The sequence below is a fragment of the Citrobacter amalonaticus genome, from assembly GCF_002918555.1.
GTDB lineage: Bacteria > Pseudomonadota > Gammaproteobacteria > Enterobacterales > Enterobacteriaceae > Citrobacter_C > Citrobacter_C amalonaticus_A.
Map to the genome: position 1 here is coordinate 58,858 of NZ_PQMB01000005.1, position 17,332 is coordinate 76,189.

At 53.4% G+C, this 17,332-nt stretch carries 18 protein-coding genes; 6 read left to right on the top strand and 12 right to left on the bottom strand.

Annotated features, from left to right (window positions below; genetic code table 11):
- Positions 1 to 4: 4 nt before the first annotated feature.
- From pabA to ppiA, 4 genes are all read right to left on the bottom strand, one after another.
- Positions 5 to 568, bottom strand: coding sequence for an aminodeoxychorismate synthase component 2 (gene pabA / locus C3432_RS20185; RefSeq protein WP_103778331.1), 564 nt, complete (start codon positions 566 to 568; stop codon positions 5 to 7).
- 31 nt (positions 569 to 599) lie between these two features.
- Positions 600 to 1,202 carry a putative adenosine monophosphate-protein transferase Fic gene (locus C3432_RS20190; RefSeq protein WP_103778332.1) on the bottom strand — a complete coding sequence of 201 codons (603 nt, stop codon included), beginning with the start codon at positions 1,200 to 1,202 and terminating at the stop codon, positions 600 to 602.
- On the bottom strand, positions 1,192 to 1,359 hold the full coding sequence (locus C3432_RS20195) for a YhfG family protein (RefSeq protein ID WP_103778333.1): 168 nt from the start codon (positions 1,357 to 1,359) through the stop codon (positions 1,192 to 1,194). The genes C3432_RS20190 and C3432_RS20195 overlap by 11 nt, the downstream gene beginning before the upstream one ends.
- Positions 1,360 to 1,467: 108 nt before the next feature.
- The gene (gene ppiA / locus C3432_RS20200; RefSeq protein WP_103778334.1) at positions 1,468 to 2,040 is read right to left on the bottom strand and encodes a peptidylprolyl isomerase A; all 573 of its coding nucleotides are present in this window, start codon (positions 2,038 to 2,040) and stop codon (positions 1,468 to 1,470) included.
- A 388-nt stretch (positions 2,041 to 2,428) separates the two neighbouring features.
- On the opposite strand from ppiA, the gene tsgA reads away from it, so the two are divergent.
- From tsgA to C3432_RS20230, 6 genes are all read left to right on the top strand, one after another.
- On the top strand, positions 2,429 to 3,610 hold the full coding sequence (tsgA, locus tag C3432_RS20205) for an MFS transporter TsgA (RefSeq protein ID WP_103778335.1): 1,182 nt from the start codon (positions 2,429 to 2,431) through the stop codon (positions 3,608 to 3,610).
- 350 nt (positions 3,611 to 3,960) lie between these two features.
- Positions 3,961 to 6,504 (top strand): NADPH-nitrite reductase large subunit, encoded by a 2,544-nt coding sequence (gene nirB, locus C3432_RS20210; protein WP_103778336.1) that lies wholly within the window; start codon positions 3,961 to 3,963, stop codon positions 6,502 to 6,504.
- Positions 6,501 to 6,827, top strand: a complete 327-nt coding sequence (gene nirD / locus C3432_RS20215) for a nitrite reductase small subunit NirD (RefSeq protein ID WP_103778337.1) — start codon at positions 6,501 to 6,503, stop codon at positions 6,825 to 6,827. The genes nirB and nirD overlap by 4 nt, the downstream gene beginning before the upstream one ends.
- 223 nt (positions 6,828 to 7,050) lie before the next feature.
- On the top strand, positions 7,051 to 7,860 hold the full coding sequence (nirC, locus tag C3432_RS20220) for a nitrite transporter NirC (RefSeq protein WP_103778338.1): 810 nt from the start codon (positions 7,051 to 7,053) through the stop codon (positions 7,858 to 7,860).
- Between the two features lie 11 nt (positions 7,861 to 7,871).
- Positions 7,872 to 9,245 carry a siroheme synthase CysG gene (cysG, locus tag C3432_RS20225; protein WP_103778339.1) on the top strand — a complete coding sequence of 458 codons (1,374 nt, stop codon included), beginning with the start codon at positions 7,872 to 7,874 and terminating at the stop codon, positions 9,243 to 9,245.
- 254 nt (positions 9,246 to 9,499) lie between these two features.
- Positions 9,500 to 9,667 carry a YhfL family protein gene (locus C3432_RS20230; protein ID WP_103778340.1) on the top strand — a complete coding sequence of 56 codons (168 nt, stop codon included), beginning with the start codon at positions 9,500 to 9,502 and terminating at the stop codon, positions 9,665 to 9,667.
- A 130-nt stretch (positions 9,668 to 9,797) separates the two neighbouring features.
- On the opposite strand, the gene C3432_RS20235 is transcribed toward C3432_RS20230, so the two are convergent.
- The 8 genes from C3432_RS20235 to yhfZ form a co-directional block, all read right to left on the bottom strand.
- On the bottom strand, positions 9,798 to 10,889 hold the full coding sequence (locus C3432_RS20235) for an aminotransferase class I/II-fold pyridoxal phosphate-dependent enzyme (protein WP_103778341.1): 1,092 nt from the start codon (positions 10,887 to 10,889) through the stop codon (positions 9,798 to 9,800).
- A 10-nt stretch (positions 10,890 to 10,899) separates the two neighbouring features.
- Positions 10,900 to 12,204 (bottom strand): YhfT family protein, encoded by a 1,305-nt coding sequence (locus tag C3432_RS20240; RefSeq protein ID WP_103778342.1) that lies wholly within the window; start codon positions 12,202 to 12,204, stop codon positions 10,900 to 10,902.
- A gap of 11 nt (positions 12,205 to 12,215) precedes the next feature.
- Positions 12,216 to 12,569 carry a DUF2620 domain-containing protein gene (locus tag C3432_RS20245; RefSeq protein ID WP_103778343.1) on the bottom strand — a complete coding sequence of 118 codons (354 nt, stop codon included), beginning with the start codon at positions 12,567 to 12,569 and terminating at the stop codon, positions 12,216 to 12,218.
- 10 nt (positions 12,570 to 12,579) lie between these two features.
- Positions 12,580 to 13,458 (bottom strand): phosphotriesterase-related protein, encoded by an 879-nt coding sequence (locus tag C3432_RS20250; RefSeq protein WP_103778344.1) that lies wholly within the window; start codon positions 13,456 to 13,458, stop codon positions 12,580 to 12,582.
- Positions 13,455 to 14,681, bottom strand: a complete 1,227-nt coding sequence (locus tag C3432_RS20255) for a phosphopentomutase (protein ID WP_103778345.1) — start codon at positions 14,679 to 14,681, stop codon at positions 13,455 to 13,457. The genes C3432_RS20250 and C3432_RS20255 overlap by 4 nt, the downstream gene beginning before the upstream one ends.
- Entirely contained in the window at positions 14,681 to 15,844 is a 1,164-nt protein-coding gene (locus tag C3432_RS20260; protein ID WP_103778346.1) for a YhfX family PLP-dependent enzyme, read from the bottom strand. The genes C3432_RS20255 and C3432_RS20260 overlap by 1 nt, the downstream gene beginning before the upstream one ends.
- 83 nt (positions 15,845 to 15,927) lie before the next feature.
- Positions 15,928 to 16,290, bottom strand: coding sequence for a PRD domain-containing protein (locus C3432_RS20265; protein WP_103778347.1), 363 nt, complete (start codon positions 16,288 to 16,290; stop codon positions 15,928 to 15,930).
- 13 nt (positions 16,291 to 16,303) lie between these two features.
- Entirely contained in the window at positions 16,304 to 17,209 is a 906-nt protein-coding gene (gene yhfZ, locus C3432_RS20270) for a GntR family transcriptional regulator YhfZ (protein ID WP_103779084.1), read from the bottom strand.
- Between the last annotated feature and the right edge of the window lie 123 nt (positions 17,210 to 17,332).

Genomic DNA, 17,332 nt, shown 5'->3' on the forward strand with positions numbered 1-17,332 from the left:
TAAATCAACGGTTGAGGAAATTAGCCAGCAGCTGATGCCCCTGTTCGCTAAGGATACTTTCCGGGTGGAACTGTACGCCTTCCAGATCCCACTCCCGGTGGCGTATCCCCATAATTTCCTGGCTGTCGCTCCAGGCGGTAACGGCAAAACAATCCGGCAAATCAGAAGGCTCCACCACCAGCGAATGATAGCGGGTAACGGTTAAAGGATTCATTAAACCCTGAAAAACACCCTGCCCGTTATGGGTAACGGGTGAGGTTTTGCCATGCATCACTTTGGTGGCACGAACCACCGTCGCGCCAAAGGCCTGCGCGATTGCCTGATGCCCCAGACAGACGCCGAAAATCGGTATCTGTCCGGCATAATGGCGAATCACCTCAAGGGAAATCCCGGCATCGTCCGGGGTACAGGGGCCGGGAGAGATAACGATTTTCTGCGGATGCAGCGCATCTATCTGCGACAGCGTCAGCTCGTCATTACGTCTGACCAGAACGTCAGCGCCGAGCTCACAAAAATACTGGTAGAGGTTCCAGGTAAAAGAATCGTAATTGTCGATAAGCAGGATCATGGCGGCTCCGGTACAATAGAACCGCGCTATTCTACTCAGTTTCCCCGGCTTCGCTCACCACTTTACGCAAGATAGCCTGTAGCGCAGAAAGATCGCCCATCGCCGCGTTCTGATTAGCGCCATTCCATTCGTCCTGCTCAATCCCATTCCAGCTCAGCCGATAACCTGCATGCAGCGCCAGTTGCTCAAAGAAAATACGCTGCGCCATACCGCTGCCGACGCGAAATGGATGCAGCATGTTAATCTCACAGTAGTAGTGCGCGAGCCGGGCGATAAACGGTTCTTTAGCTAACCCCGTCAGATACTTTTCTTCTTCCAGATCCTGCATAAGGGCATTGCCCTCTTCTTCGATCCTGGCGAAATGGCAAAACCAGGTGTCTCCCTGATAGATATCGACTTCGCGCAACTGCCCGGCCCAGTCAAAAACATCCTGGTAAAGCTGGCGGTGGATTGCGCACAGATGAGGCAATCCACGCACCAGTGGCCCCAGTTCGATGGTCGCGGCACGTAATGACGTGAGTTCACAGGCTGCCTGCTCCAGACGTTGTAACTGATGAATGCCGAGACGGTTGCGCATGACATTCAGACCAGGATAGAGATAGGGATCGCGCCCTTCACCGAACTTATCGCTCATAATGCCCCCTTAGTGCCTCAAGGCGTTCGAGAGCTTGTTCGGCTGTCAGAGTGACTAATGGAACGTCAATGCCTTCAAGACGACGACTGGCCTGAAAATTGACGTTACGCGTTTGTTCCCAAAGGCGGGATTTTTGCCTGTCGGTGAGTTTGTTCACATTGACCTCCCTGAATGATCCGGTATGTGCCACAAGTATAAGCAGCAAATACAGGTTACGCAGAGGAGGTGACTGTGCGCGGGCATTGATTACCCGCGCAGGCGATCATTACGGCAGGACTTTGGCTGAAAGGATAACGACCGGCCTGGTCGGAACATTTTGATAAGGACCGACGTCGTGCGTCTGTACCTGAGAGATCTTATCCGCCACGTCCATCCCTTTCACCACTTTGCCAAAAACGGCATAACCGAAGTCGCGCTGACCGTGATCGAGGAAAGCGTTATCTGCAACGTTGATAAAGAACTGGCTGGTAGCGCTGTCTTTGTCAGCGGTACGCGCCATCGCAATAGTGCCACGGGTATTACGCAAACCGTTGTCAGCTTCGTTTTTGATCGGTGGATTTGGCTTCTTCTGCTGCATCTGCTCGTTAAAACCACCGCCCTGCACCATGAAGCCTGGGATCACACGGTGAAAGGTGGTGTTGTTATAGAAACCGCTGTTCACATAATCGACAAAGTTTTGTACAGAAACCGGGGCTTTCTGGCTGTTCAGTTCCAGTTCAATGTTACCGGCAGAGGTTGTCAGCAGAACGTGCGGATCCCCTTTCGCTGCCAGCGCTGCGGGAGAGATAGCAGAAAGAGCAAAAACAGCTGCAACAGCCGCCAGAGTCGATTTGAGCATGAGATTTCCTTAAACGAGAGCAGAAACTAAAGCAAGTGGATTGATTCTAAAGAGCCTTCAATGACAAGGCCATCCCTTTACCTAATTTTACGTATCTGAAACAAATGTAACTTCATGACGGCAATAATCAACGTGATAAAAATCACATTAAAAAATGCAATGTTGCCAGTAATTACCAATAAATATTTAAATAGATCACGAAAACGCCTAAAATCTGCCCGTTCACGGCGCTGTCAACGCGCTTTAATCTTTTATACACAACGCATTCACGCTGCATCGCGGTAGCCAGCGAAGCCCCCGGTAGCATCGCGACCTGGGTGACTGTCGCGGCAAAGCGCGGCCAACAAAGAGGTAGCCTGAAGGGTGACGTGTATTAATAAGGCCAGTCATGACTAACAGCAATCGCATCAAGCTCACATGGATCAGCTTTCTCTCCTACGCCCTGACCGGCGCGTTGGTGATTGTCACCGGGATGGTGATGGGAAACATCGCGGAATACTTCCATCTGCCCGTTTCCAGTATGAGTAACACTTTCACCTTCCTCAATGCCGGTATTTTGATCTCTATTTTCCTTAATGCCTGGCTGATGGAAATTGTCCCGCTGAAAAAGCAGCTACGTTTTGGCTTTATCCTCATGGTACTGGCGGTGGCCGGGCTGATGCTCAGTCATAGTCTGGCGCTGTTCTCTGCGGCGATGTTTGTACTGGGACTGGTCAGCGGGATCACCATGTCGATTGGTACCTTCCTGATCACCCAGATGTACGAAGGCCGTCAGCGTGGTTCACGCCTGCTGTTCACTGACTCCTTCTTCAGCATGGCGGGGATGATCTTCCCGATGATCGCCGCGTATCTGCTGGCGCGCAGTATCGAGTGGTACTGGGTGTATGCCTGCATCGGCGTGGTGTATGTTGCCATTTTCATTCTGACCTTCGGCTGTGAATTCCCGGCGCTGGGCAAGCATGCGCAGCAATCTGAAGCCCCCGCCGTAAAAGAAAAATGGGGAATCGGCGTGCTGTTTCTCTCCATCGCGGCGCTGTGCTATATCCTCGGCCAACTGGGCTTTATCTCCTGGGTACCCGAATACGCGAAGGGTCTGGGCATGAGTCTGAACGATGCCGGTACGCTGGTCAGCAATTTCTGGATGTCCTACATGTTTGGTATGTGGGCGTTCAGTTTCATCCTGCGCTTCTTCGACCTGCAACGTATTTTGACCGTGCTGGCTGGGCTGGCAACCGTGCTGATGTACCTGTTCATTACCGGCACGCCGGAAAATATGCCGTGGTTTATTCTGACGCTTGGTTTCTTCTCCAGCGCCATTTATACCTCCATCATCACGCTCGGTTCACAGCAGACCAAAGTCGCCTCGCCGAAACTGGTTAACTTTGTTCTGACCTGCGGCACCATCGGCACCATGCTGACCTTTGTGGTGACCGGTCCTGTGGTTGCCCACAGCGGCCCACAGGCGGCGCTGTGGACCGCCAACGGTCTGTATGCGGTCGTCTTTGTGATGTGCTTTATTCTCGGTTTTGTTACCCGTCATCGCCAGCACAGCGTACCAACTGCGCATTGATGATGACTGCCGGATGACGATGCTATGCGTCTTCTCCGGCCTGGAGCGTAAGCCGTTCACTGGCCGGATCAAGGCGAAGTCGCTATCCGGCTTTTTCTGCGTTTCCCCTCTCCTCCCCACGGTGTAGATCGCAAAATCTTTAGAGGTAGCTCCTCTTCATCAAAAACCCTGCGTTTTGTATGTTATTTGTACAACAACGAAAAGTCTGACAATTCCGTGACTTAATAAAATGCTGACAAATCAGCAATATACCCCTTAAGGAGTATATAAAGGTGAATTTGATTTACATCAATAAGCAGGGTTGCTGAATCGTTAAGGTAGGCAGTAATAGAAAAGAAATCGAGGCAAAAATGAGCAAAGTCAGACTCGCAATTATCGGTAACGGTATGGTCGGCCATCGCTTTATTGAGGATCTTCTTGATAAATCCGACGCAAGCCTGTTCGATATTACCGTCTTCTGTGAAGAACCCCGCAAAGCTTACGACCGCGTACACCTCTCTTCCTACTTCTCTCACCACACTGCTGAAGAGCTTTCTCTGGTGCGAGAAGGGTTTTACGAGAAGCACGGCGTTAAGGTACTTGTAGGCGAACGGGCGATCACCATCAACCGCCAGGAAAAAATTATCCACTCCAGCGCAGGCCGCACGGTCTACTACGATAAGCTCATTATGGCAACCGGCTCCTGCCCGTGGATCCCACCGATTAAAGGTTCCGATACCCAGGACTGCTTCGTTTACCGCACCATTGAAGACCTGAACGCCATTGAAGCCTGCGCCCGTCGCAGTAAGCGTGGTGCTGTTGTCGGCGGCGGCCTGCTGGGTCTGGAAGCCGCTGGCGCGCTGAAGAACCTCGGCGTTGAAACGCACGTGATTGAATTCGCCCCTATGCTGATGGCGGAACAGCTGGATCAGATGGGCGGCGAACAGTTACGTCGCAAGATTGAGAGCATGGGCGTGCGCGTGCACACCAGCAAAAACACCAAAGAGATCGTTCAGGAAGGTACCGAAGCGCGTAAAACCATGCGTTTTGCCGACGGGAGCGAGCTGGAAGTCGATTTCATCGTCTTCTCTACCGGTATTCGCCCACGTGACAAACTGGCGACCCAGTGCGGTCTGGAAGTCGCGCCACGCGGCGGTATCGCGATCAACGATTCCTGTCAGACCTCTGACCCGGATATCTACGCCATCGGCGAATGCGCCAGCTGGAATAACCGCGTCTATGGCCTGGTAGCGCCTGGCTACAAAATGGCGCAGGTTGCCGTCGACCATATCCTCGAAGCTGAAAACGCCTTTGAAGGCGCAGATCTGAGCGCCAGGCTGAAGCTACTGGGCGTTGACGTCGGCGGGATTGGCGATGCGCATGGCCGCACGCCCGGCGCACGTAGCTACGTCTATCTTGATGAAAGCAAAGAAGTCTACAAGCGCCTCATCGTGAGCGAGGATAACAAAACCCTGCTCGGCGTGGTGCTGGTGGGGGATACCAGCGACTACGGTAACCTGCTGCAACTGGTGCTGAACGCCATCGAACTGCCGGAAAACCCGGACTCACTGATTCTGCCGGCTCACGCGGGCAGCGGGAAGCCTTCAATTGGTGTGGATAAACTTCCGGATAGCGCGCAAATCTGCTCCTGCTTCGACGTCACCAAAGGCATGTTGGTTGCCGCCATTAATAAAGGCTGCCATACCGTTGCCGCGCTGAAAGCAGAAACCAAAGCCGGAACCGGCTGTGGCGGCTGTATTCCACTGGTCACTCAGGTGCTGAACGCCGAACTGGCGAAACAGGGCATCGAAGTAAACAACAACCTGTGCGAGCACTTCGCGTACTCCCGTCAGGAACTGTTCCACCTCATCCGCGTGGAAGGCATCAAAACGTTTGAAGAACTGCTGGCAAAACACGGTAAAGGCTACGGTTGCGAAGTGTGTAAACCGACCGTTGGCTCCCTGCTGGCCTCCTGCTGGAACGAATATATCCTGAAACCACAGCACACCCCGCTACAGGATACTAACGATAACTTCCTGGCAAACATTCAGAAAGACGGAACCTACTCCGTGATCCCTCGTTCCGCCGGGGGCGAAATCACCCCGGAAGGTCTGGTGGCCGTAGGGCGTATTGCCCGTGAATTTAATCTCTACACCAAAATTACCGGTTCTCAGCGTATCGGCCTGTTTGGCGCGCAAAAAGACGATCTGCCGGAAATCTGGCGCCAGCTGATTGAAGCCGGTTTCGAAACCGGTCACGCATATGCCAAAGCGCTGCGTATGGCGAAAACCTGCGTGGGTAGCACCTGGTGCCGCTATGGCGTGGGCGACAGCGTAGGCTTCGGCGTGGAACTGGAAAACCGCTACAAAGGCATTCGCACGCCGCACAAAATGAAATTTGGCGTCTCTGGCTGTACCCGTGAGTGTGCGGAAGCCCAGGGTAAAGATGTCGGTATCATCGCAACTGAGAAAGGCTGGAACCTGTACGTCTGCGGTAACGGCGGGATGAAGCCGCGTCATGCGGATCTGCTGGCGGCGGATATCGATCGCGAAACGCTGCTTAAGTACCTTGACCGCTTCATGATGTTTTACATCCGAACGGCAGACAAGCTGACCCGTACCGCACCGTGGTTAGATAACCTGGAAGGCGGCATCGACTACCTGAAGTCGGTCATCATCGACGACAAACTGGGTCTGAACGAACATCTCGAAGAAGAGATGGCGCGTCTGCGTGCCACTGTCGTCTGCGAATGGACAGAGACCGTCAATACCCCATCCGCGCAGACGCGTTTCAGACACTTTATCAACAGCGACAAGCGTGACCCCAATGTCCAGGTGGTGCCAGAACGTGAACAGCACCGCCCGGCCACGCCGTATGAGCGCATCCCGGTAACTCTGGTGGAGGAAAACGCATGAGCCAGTGGAAAGACATCTGCAAAATTGATGACATCCTGCCGGAAACCGGCGTCTGTGCGCTGTCAGGCGAAAAGCAGGTTGCCATTTTCCGCCCATATCACAGCGACCAGGTGTTTGCGATCAGCAACATTGACCCGTTCTTTGAGTCCAGCGTGCTGTCGCGTGGGCTGATTGCTGAACATCAGGGTGAACTGTGGGTTGCCAGCCCCTTGAAAAAGCAGCGCTTCCGTCTGAGAGACGGACTGTGCATGGAAGACGAACAGTTTTCCGTCGCGCATTATGAAGCGCGCGTGAAAGACGGCGTGGTACAGATACGCGATTAATACGTTAGAGGGAGGCGCAATGCCTCCCCTTTTTGGATTTTTTGCTCCATTTTTCATTGTTTTCACAAAATCATTTGTGATGCATCGCGGCGGCAACTGAGTAAATCCCCGGCAGCATAGTTCACTATGTGACTGGGGTGAGGCCCGGAGATGGGCCGAATAACGAAGGTAGCCAACAAAGAGGCAGCGCAAAGGATGAAGTGATAAAAGGATAATCAAACTCATGTTTACAGACACCATCAACAAGTGTGCGGCTAACGCTGCGCGCATTGCACGCCTGTCAGCGAGTAATCCGCTCGGCTTCTGGGTCAGTTCCGCTATGGCTGGCGCTTACGTCGGCCTGGGTATCATCCTGATTTTCACCCTCGGCAATCTGCTCGACCCGTCAGTTCGCCCTTTAGTGATGGGGGCAACCTTTGGTATCGCCTTAACGCTGGTCATTATCGCCGGTTCTGAGCTGTTTACCGGGCACACCATGTTCCTGACGTTCGGCGTTAAAGCCGGCACGATCGGTCATGCCCAGATGTGGGCGATTCTGCCACAAACCTGGCTCGGCAATCTGGTCGGTTCCGTGTTCGTTGCCCTGCTCTACAGCTGGGGCGGCGGCAGTTTGCTGCCGGTTGATACCAGCATCGTACACTCGGTGGCTCTGGCAAAAACCACGGCACCCGCAGCGGTGCTGTTCTTTAAAGGCGCGCTGTGTAACTGGCTGGTTTGTCTGGCGATCTGGATGGCGATTCGTACTGAGGGTGCAGCAAAATTTCTCGCAATCTGGTGGTGTCTGCTGGCATTTATCGCTTCAGGCTATGAGCACTCGATTGCCAACATGACCCTGTTTGCCCTCTCCTGGTTTGGTCACCATAGCGAAGCCTACACATTGACCGGAATTGGTCATAACCTGCTGTGGGTGACACTCGGCAATACTTTGTCCGGTGTCGTATTCATGGGATTAGGTTATTGGTATGCTACGCCAAAATCGGAGCGTCCCGTTCCGGCAAAAATCAATCAAACTGAGGCTGCTGCCAATAATTAAGGGGTAATGTCGTGGATCATTTGCCTATATTTTGTCAATTACGCGACCGCGACTGTCTGATTGTCGGCGGTGGTGATGTCGCAGAACGCAAAGCTCGGTTACTGCTGGATGCGGGCGCACGTATAACGGTTAACGCGCTGACGTTTATTCCTCAGTTCACCGTATGGGCAAATGAAGGCATGTTAACGCTGGTTGAAGGTCCATTCGATGAAGCGCTGCTCGACCCGTGCTGGTTGGTCATCGCAGCGACCGATAACGATACGGTGAACCAGCACGTTAGCGAAGCGGCAGAATCACGTCGTATCTTCTGTAACGTGGTCGATGCCCCAAAGGCCGCCAGCTTTATTATGCCCTCGATTATCGACCGCTCACCGTTGATGGTGGCGGTCTCCTCCGGTGGTACCTCGCCGGTTTTGGCTCGTCTGCTGCGTGAAAAACTCGAATCAGTGCTACCGCAGCATCTGGGTCAGGTTGCGCATTACGCCGGGCAGCTGCGCGACCGGGTAAAAAAACAGTTCACCACCATGGGCGAACGCCGCCGGTTTTGGGAGAAGCTGTTTGTTAACGACAGGCTGGCGCAGTCGCTGGCAAACGACGATCAACAGGCTATTGCAGAGACAACCGAACAGTTGCTCAGCGAGCCGCTGGATCATCGCGGCGAAGTGGTATTGGTCGGCGCGGGCCCAGGGGATGCTGGTTTGTTGACACTGAAAGGACTGCAACAGATCCAGCAGGCCGACGTGGTGGTCTATGACCGTCTGGTCTCGGACGATATTATGAATCTCGTGCGCCGCGACGCAGATCGGGTGTTTGTGGGCAAACGTGCGGGTTACCACTGCGTACCGCAGGAAGAGATTAACCAGATCCTGCTACGTGAAGCACAACAGGGTAAACGCGTCGTACGTCTTAAAGGCGGCGATCCGTTTATCTTTGGTCGCGGCGGTGAAGAGCTGGAAACATTGTGCCATGCCGGGATCGCCTTCTCCGTGGTACCCGGCATCACGGCTGCATCCGGCTGTTCCGCTTACTCCGGAATTCCACTGACCCACCGTGATTACGCACAGAGCGTACGCCTGGTTACCGGACACCTGAAAACCGGCGGCGAGCTGGACTGGGAAAATCTGGCGGCAGAAAAGCAGACGCTGGTGTTCTATATGGGCCTGAATCAGGCGGCAACTATCCAGCAAAAACTGATTGAGTTTGGTATGCAGGCAGATATGCCTGTCGCACTGGTTGAAAATGGTACCGCGATAAAACAACGGGTCGTTAGCGGTGAACTGTCGCAGCTGGGTGAACTGGCGCAACAGGTTTCCAGCCCGGCACTGATTATCGTTGGTCGCGTGGTTGGGCTACGCGACAAGCTCAACTGGTTCTCGAATCATTAATGAAAATAAGTCATTGCTGAGGCCGGATATGTCCGGCCTTTTTTATTCCCCGTCACTAATCAAATTAAAAGTCCGAATCCGGACTTTTATCTTAACCTATTAATTACAATAAGTTACCACCACTCAAAACATCCCTGTCGATTACATTGCTGACGTCAAAACCATATTAATATATCGTTTTACATGAGCAGCAAACTTATATTCGCTTCTTCAATCAGTTATTTACACATATATTTAATACATAGGGAATGTAAATGAACAAATTTATTAAAATGGCGCTGGTTGGTGCCGCTCTGGCTACCCTGACTGCATGTACTGGTCATATTGAGAACCGTGATAAGAACTGCTCTTATGACTACCTGTTGCACCCGGCGATCTCTATTTCCAAAATCATTGGCGGCTGCGGTCCAACAGCACATTAATCGTTTAAAATCGCGATTGTGCAGATACAGAAAACCGGGAAATTCCCGGTTTTTTATTTTGTGCTTATCAGGCCTACAGTATTGTGTAATCGGTTAGCATTCGGCGCAGGCAGAGCCCTCATCCGACATATCACATCAGACACTGGTCCACGCTTTCGCGTAAAATGCGCAGCACGGTTTCCTCTCCGCTACGGTTTGGATTAATGCGAATCGCATAATCGGCCAGTCCAGGACTCGCTTCGCGGAACGTCCCGGAAAGGCGATAAAATAGCGGCGGGATCTCATATTTCGACTCCGCACCAACCGGATACGGCAGCGCCCCTCTTTTATGCGACTCTTCCAGCACGCCTGCCGCAATCGGTCGATCAAACTCAACGATCAGCACCTTCGACTGGGCATTGGCAATCGCCGCCTTTCTCACCCCAGATATTGTTCCGCTATTGAGCAAGGTCAGCAGACGCTCAGAGACGCCAGCCTGCACTGCATGCATCACCGGAGCGAAAACCAGACCACGAATAACCTCCAGCGCCTGCGTCCCCTGAATCTGACTGCCGCCGGAGTAAAGAGTGTTACGGATCCGGGCAATCGCTTCCGCTTTCCCAACCACCACGCCCACCCCCTCCGGGCCGAAAAGTTTAAAGCTGGAGAAGGTGGAGAGCGTCGCCCCGCATTCACAGCCGATACGATCTACCTTCATCACCGCATAGTTATCGTCGGTCAACGTCGGTACGCCACACTGCGCAATCGCCTCCAGAACGGCGTCTAAAACATAATGGTCCTGCGGCTGTTGACGCGTGTGTTGCACCAGCGCAGCATCGGGGCGGTGTGCAGTAATGGCCTGCCTGATTGCCAGCAGATCGTTGAAATCAGCCCTGATAAGCACAATCCCCATCTGCTCAACGAGCACTTTTGTTGTGGGATATACGGGCGCATCGTGGACCAGCAGCCGTTGTCCCGGTTTCAGCAACGCCGCCAGCCCCGCACGAATGGCCCCGGTCCCCGCCCCCTGAACCAACGCTGCCGCCTGCGCATGAAACGCATCGGCCAGAACCTTTTCCACACGCTGCGTCACCCGGGGCTGATTCAGCCCCGGAACCAACCCCAAATCGCCACCAGCCAGAAAATCAGCGCCCGGAAAATGACGGCAGAGCGTATCCACCAGCGCAAACTGCTTCTGCTGCGCCTGTGCAAGCGTCAGGCTTTGCAGGGGAAACGTCTTCATTTACGCCTCCTCAGGCCGGGATGAACAGACCAAACCAGTAGAGAATATTGAGCAGAATACCGGTAATCATTACCGCGACCACCGGCGCCGCCATTTTCTGCACCGGACGTCCAATCGACTCGTTGAGGAAGTAAATCGCCACCGCGATGGAAAAGCCGGTATAGCCTGCCATCTTAATGGAGGCAAAAATAGAACCGATCAGCAGCGCCATTTCCATCAACATATTCATGGCGTTGCGGATGTTATCCGACGCGTTACGTATGGACGGATAGCGACCAAGCCATTTGCCAATTGAGCGCAACAGCAGTACTTCCGCTGAGATCACGATTGCGCCGAGGATGGCGGCAATCCACGGATTCGGCGCCAGATAACCAACCGCATAGACAAAGGTGAAACCCGCCACCGCATATACACCTGTTGCCAGTGCGGTTGTGGCAATCAGCGGCACAAAACCTAACCCACGCATGAACTCTGCCAGCGCTGCCTGGTTAATCAGCGTCTGCGACTGCTCTGGCGTAATCCCTGCGGAGTAAGCTTTTTCCAGCGTAAAGATGGAAACCTCGCTGCCCGCGAAGATCTTCATGCTGGCGACGGCAGCAATCAACGCGCCGACAATCGCAATATACGGCAGGTTTTTAATGATCCGCGAAGTTCGCTCTTCAAAAACAGACAGCCCGCTGGCGTCCATCTCCCCATCACCACGATGAAGTATGTCATGGGTAATCGCGATAGCCAGTAACATCACCATCCCCACAAAAATCTCGATGGATTCCGGGTTCAGGTATGGGAAAAAACGAACGACAACCACGCGGGTCATCAGCACCACCACCGCAGCGATAATGCTATGTTTCCAGCCAAACTGGTAGAAAATCGCCACCAGCGGGAAAAGTGCAAATGCGGAAACGACCGGTGAGCTTAATTCACCAAGGCTACCCAGCACATCCACCGGCAATGCCGTCAGCAGCTGGTTCACTGGCAACAGGCAGGTCAGAATCAGCACGCCCCAGATAGCGCCCAGGCCGAACGCCAGCACGCTGTTTACCGCCAGCACGCCGAGAATATCCGTGGGCAGGAACAACAGCCAGGCGTTGAGTAATCCGGTTTTCAGGGTAAAGGAGATCCCAACCGAAGCCACAAAGCCAATACTCAGACCAAACGCGATACTCCCCGCCTCACGGCGATTCATATATCCTTCGATTAGCTGCGGCAGAATGGGGCGGATACCGTCATGAAAGACAGCAGCCGACCGATGTGCCAGAAGTGACGTCATGCCCGTCAGGCAGGCCACTACGACAATCTGAATGTACAGATCCATAATCGTACCTTTTATTTCAGATGGTTAATCAGCATCGGAATCGCATGTTCAATATGTTCGACGGAGAGGCCAAAAGCCACCTTCCCTTCCGCGACCATTTTTGCGATATGTTCATCTTTCGCCTTAATTCCCGGTTTGGCGATGGTGCAGCTCTTGTTATAGCCAATCACCGCGATGGCAATTGACAGCGCCGCACCTGCGCCGGTATTACAGGCGCCGATGTAGTAGTCCAGCTGCCCGGATTTCACCTTCATCGCCGCGTCCATATCGTTGTGAATAGATACTTCAAAGCAGCCGGGAGCCGCAGTCTCGATGGTCTTTTTAATCTGCTCACGCTGTAAGCCAGCAACGCCAATCTTTTTCATGATTCTGTCCTTATTGGAAAAATTGTGAGGGGTTATCACGTAACATCGTGTCCACATCGGCCTGACTGAATCCTGACTGGCGCAGCTGTGGGACAAAAGTGGTTAACAGGTAGCCGTAACCATTGCCGCCATTGGCTTTTAAATGGGAACGACGGGTAATATCCATCGAGAGCATCACGCGATTAAGCAGCCCGCGATCGCGTAGCGCGTGCAGCATGCCGATGCGTTTCTCGTCCGGGTAGTAGTTGTTTTTACCAATGGTGTCGAACTGCACATACGCGCCGAGGTCGATCATCCTTAAGATGTTGTCGAGGTTGTCTTTCAAATCGCAGTGGCCCACTACCACGCGTGAAAGCGTGACGCCCTGAGCCTTCAGCAGGGCCAGCTGTTCCAGCCCCATTGTGCTGAACGAGGTATGGGTCGAAATGGGGCGGCCGGTTTCGTTATGCGCACGCGCGGCGGCGATAAAGACCTTCTCTTCAAGCGGCGTAATCACCCCTTCGCTGGAGCCGATCTCAGCAATGATTCCAGCCTTCAGCCCTGTACCATCAATACCGATAACAATTTCATCAACCATCTCCCGCGCAAGCTGTTCCACGCTGCGGGACGCAACGTGCTCAGGGAAAAACGCGTCCTGGTAATACCCGGTACAGACCACGACGTTGATCCCCGTGTCACGCATCAAATTGCACATAAACTGCGGATTACGCCCCATATAGCGGTTGGTCATCTCAATAATATTGCGAACGCCCAGCGCATAAAGATCGTTCATCTCCTGACAAATGAGATCGTACTGATCTAACCGACAGTCGAGGTTGTTCTTAAAACCGGAGAGATCGATATGCAGATGCTCGTGGGCCCAGGTGTAGCCCGTCGGATCAAAATTCATAAGGCGTCTCCTGAAAGCCGCAATGCCGAAAGAAAAGAGGTACCGTTTTGAGGAAGCGGGGCGCCGAAAAACTCACACACCGTAGCCCCAACATCGGATAAGGTGGCACGAACCCCCAACCGGGCAGGCTCCAGCCCCTGCTGATAAACCAGGACCGGCACGACTTCACGGGTATGATGGCTATGTCCAATAGTCGGGTCGTTACCGTGATCGGCCATGACAACCAGACAATCATCAGGATCCATAGCGGCCATAAGGCGCGAAAGATTAAGGTCGACAAGCTGCAATCGTTCGGCATAACGAGCTACATCTTCTGCGTGTCCGGCAAGATCGGTTTCCTGAATGTTGGTACAGATGAATGCCGTCGGTTCGGCATGAAATTCATTAAAGGTGATATCCATAATCTGCTGGCTATCGACCAGGTTTTGCCAGCTGCGGCCATGCGGATTACTGACGATGTCCGCCACTTTCCCGACCAGTACGGTTGGTACGCCCGCTTCATGCAGTTTTTGCGGGACCTGCACCTGCTCATCAACGCCGTAGCCCATATGCCGCACCTGAAAACCGCATTCATAAGCGCCGGAACGCGGGGCGTTAATCCCGATAAAACGCCCCTCTTTTGTCTCCGCGGCGTCCAGAATCTGCTGGCTGTCATGAAGTCGTCCGCCAAAGGTAATCACGCGCCCGACCCGTACCTGTTCACGCACCACGCGGCCTATCTCCAGCACCTCGTCAAAGGGAATAACCGAAAGATTGGCGGTAACGTTGTAGACCTGGCCTAAATCTGCTTCGAGATTATCACCTACCGCGACCGCCCCATTAACCCACAGAAACGCCAGCGAGCCGCCGCGTCGTTCCACCCGCCAGCCCGCGGCTTTCAGCGCTTGCTCAACGTTGTCGATGACGTCGCTGAACGGCATCCGCAGCGGCACCTGTGGTCGTGAACCTAAAATCTCCTGATGTCCCATGAAGGTATCTCCGCCTTCATGCTGCAATTCCGCAACGCCCCAGACTGCCAATTCCGAAGGTTTCATCACCCCTGGCGTATAGCCCAGCGCGTTAATTAACCCGAGTTTTTCCAGAGTCGGCAGCTGTAAGTGCGGTAATTCACCGAGAATATGCCCACAGGTATTCGCCCCGGCATCCTGCGGCCTGACCAGCGTCACATCTTTCATTGCGCCGACACCAAAGCTGTCGATAACCAGCACCACAAATCGGGCCATTAGTCCTCCAGAATATTACCGAGACTGTCATAACGGGCGACAATCTCCGCCGCTCCGCGTTGAATACCTGACACCAGCACCACATCACTGCGCGTCACGAAGATCTGCGTACGAAAGCAGAACACCGCCGCGCTGCTTACCGGGAACTCACCGGCGAGAGGCAGGTAGTAATCAATGCTGCTGTCATCCACAGGTTTCAGCTTCGCCTGAATCGGGGTGTCATTATTCGGCGTAAAGACCAGCGCGTTCTGTGCATGACCGCGACGGTAATATCCCCCGCCATAGCAGTAACTGTCCCCGCGAAAATTATGGGAAACCTCGCTCAGCCAGAGCATCGCGATACGTTCAGGCTGATCGCCCTTCTGGTTGCAAGGAATAGTGCCGGTAAGCGCATGACCCGGCTCAGCATGAGTTACGCCATATTCCGCCAGGAGTGGTAACGACGCGCAGCTACTTGCAGACGGCGCGTTGAGTTGCTCAATCCCCATTCCCGCCTCTTCCAGCTCACGTCGGGCCTCCACCAGCGTTTGCAGGTTCGGCGTTGGTATGGTCTGGTGTGATTTTTCATCCCACAATAAACAGGGGAAATGTGTTAACCCCCTCACCCGCAGACCCGGTAACCGACGGATTTCACTTACCACGTCCGCCAGATACGCCAACGGAAAACCGCTTTCCTGGCCTGGATAGAGAAAATCATTCTTACCGTATACCTTGAGCATTACGCTCTGTTCGCGACCGGCCCTGACCGCCGCCGCAGAGACTTCGCGCGCTTTCTCCAGCGAAAACAGGGTAATGACATCGGTTCCCTGCGCGACGGCCTCGCTGACCTGATGTGATGGGATTTGTACCAGATGCCCCTGATGCGCCACCGGTAACCCGGCGCGGCGCATAACGCGAGCCTCTTTGTAATCCACCACCACAATGCCTGCATATCCAAGCTGTAACAGCCTGTCCGCCAGCCAGGGATTACGCCCAATTTGTTTGGTCATCAGATACAATGAGATGCCGTGCTGTCGTGCGACATCCAGCAGGCGTTTGCCATTTTCCATCACCTGATCAACATCAATGACCCAACTGTCCGGAGCAATCTTTCCCTGCTGCCACAGAGCGAGAGCGGCTGAGATAAGCGTGGGATTCTGGCGTTTCAATGCCTCTATAAACATCTTGTTGCCTCGTTTCTAATCCTTCAATTAAATATTCATTTTTTTGAATATTTAAGGTGCGATACGCGGATATTCCGTTCACTTCAGACGCTTTCGTGTACCGCCATCCACAATCCATATAAATTCGCCAACAGATATCCCTCCTCATTAGGATGGAGCGCCACCGCAAATTCTTTCAGCAAAGTGTGATTAACCAACTGTATGGTTGGCCAGAGGTTCGATTGCGCCAGCTCAGCCAGCAGCTCATTATCCAGCGCCTCAATAACTTCACCCCGACGACTGCGCATTAATGCGCTCGCCATGTGGGTCATCGCCATCGTCCCCTGCTCGGTATAAACCGGCAGACGCCACTCTTCGTCCAGTCGCCTGACCACCTGCAACATACCACTGCAAATATCTTTATCGATCACGCCCGCTTCACACAGCAGGTTCAGCCTGTTTTCCATTGGTACGCCCTAACTAATAACTGGGTTCCTGTTCACCGTTCGCCACACGTTGTTGATGAGCAAGCAGCGCCTCTTTATTCACAACCGCACTTAATAACTGCTGCATCGGATAATCCTCTGCCCGGGTCAACACCACGGCCTCCGTTGCCTGTAAAAATCGAAGATCGTCGGTGAGCGGCGTGGCCTCTAATCCCAGCACCGCCAGCTCGGCTTTTGCTACAACGTTCCAGATCACCGCATCCACATCCCCTTTCGCAATACGCTGAAGGCTCTCGTGATATGGAAGATCGATCAGTTCAACATCGCGTTCGCCAAAGCACGCTTCCGTCATGATCTTCTGATCCGCCGAGCGGTTATCCAGTCCCACTCGCTTCACGCGTCCTGACTCCCCTTTACGGCAAATCAGCTGATGCTCACCCACGTAGGTATGCGGCCCCAGCGCCAGGGCAATACGAAGTCCGTCCTGGGCAAGATAACTTTCTGCGGCCAGACGAGAGACAACCGCCATGTCGTAGACGCCGTTTAGCAGGCATTCCACACGGATATCCGCCCCACGCATATGCGCATAATAAAAGGGAATGCCGTCGAATTGCGCCTTAAGCCCGCTCGCCAGCCCTTCATACAAACGGGTGTAGGGCAACGGCATTGCGCAAACCACGTTGCTGATATCCACATGCTTCAACAACGTACGGTTATCCATCTCTACCAGGTAGCTACCGTTACGCCCTCGTCGCTCAATACGGATCGCCCCGGATGATTCCAGCGTTTTCAGCGCAGCCTGGGTTAATCCCACGGATGAATGGCACTCATTTGCCAGTTCATCTATAGTTTTCAGACGGTTACCGCACTTCTCACCAAGCAGATAACGAGCCAGGGTTGTCAACACAACCCCCTCTTTCTTAATAAATGTCCGACGCATCATATATTTTCATTTAATTGAATATTTATATCCTCATTAAAATGAAGATATAACGCAATGGTGAAATGCACAAACGGCGAGGCGCTTCACAGTTTTTGTGGGTAGCAAACCGACAGGCGAAAA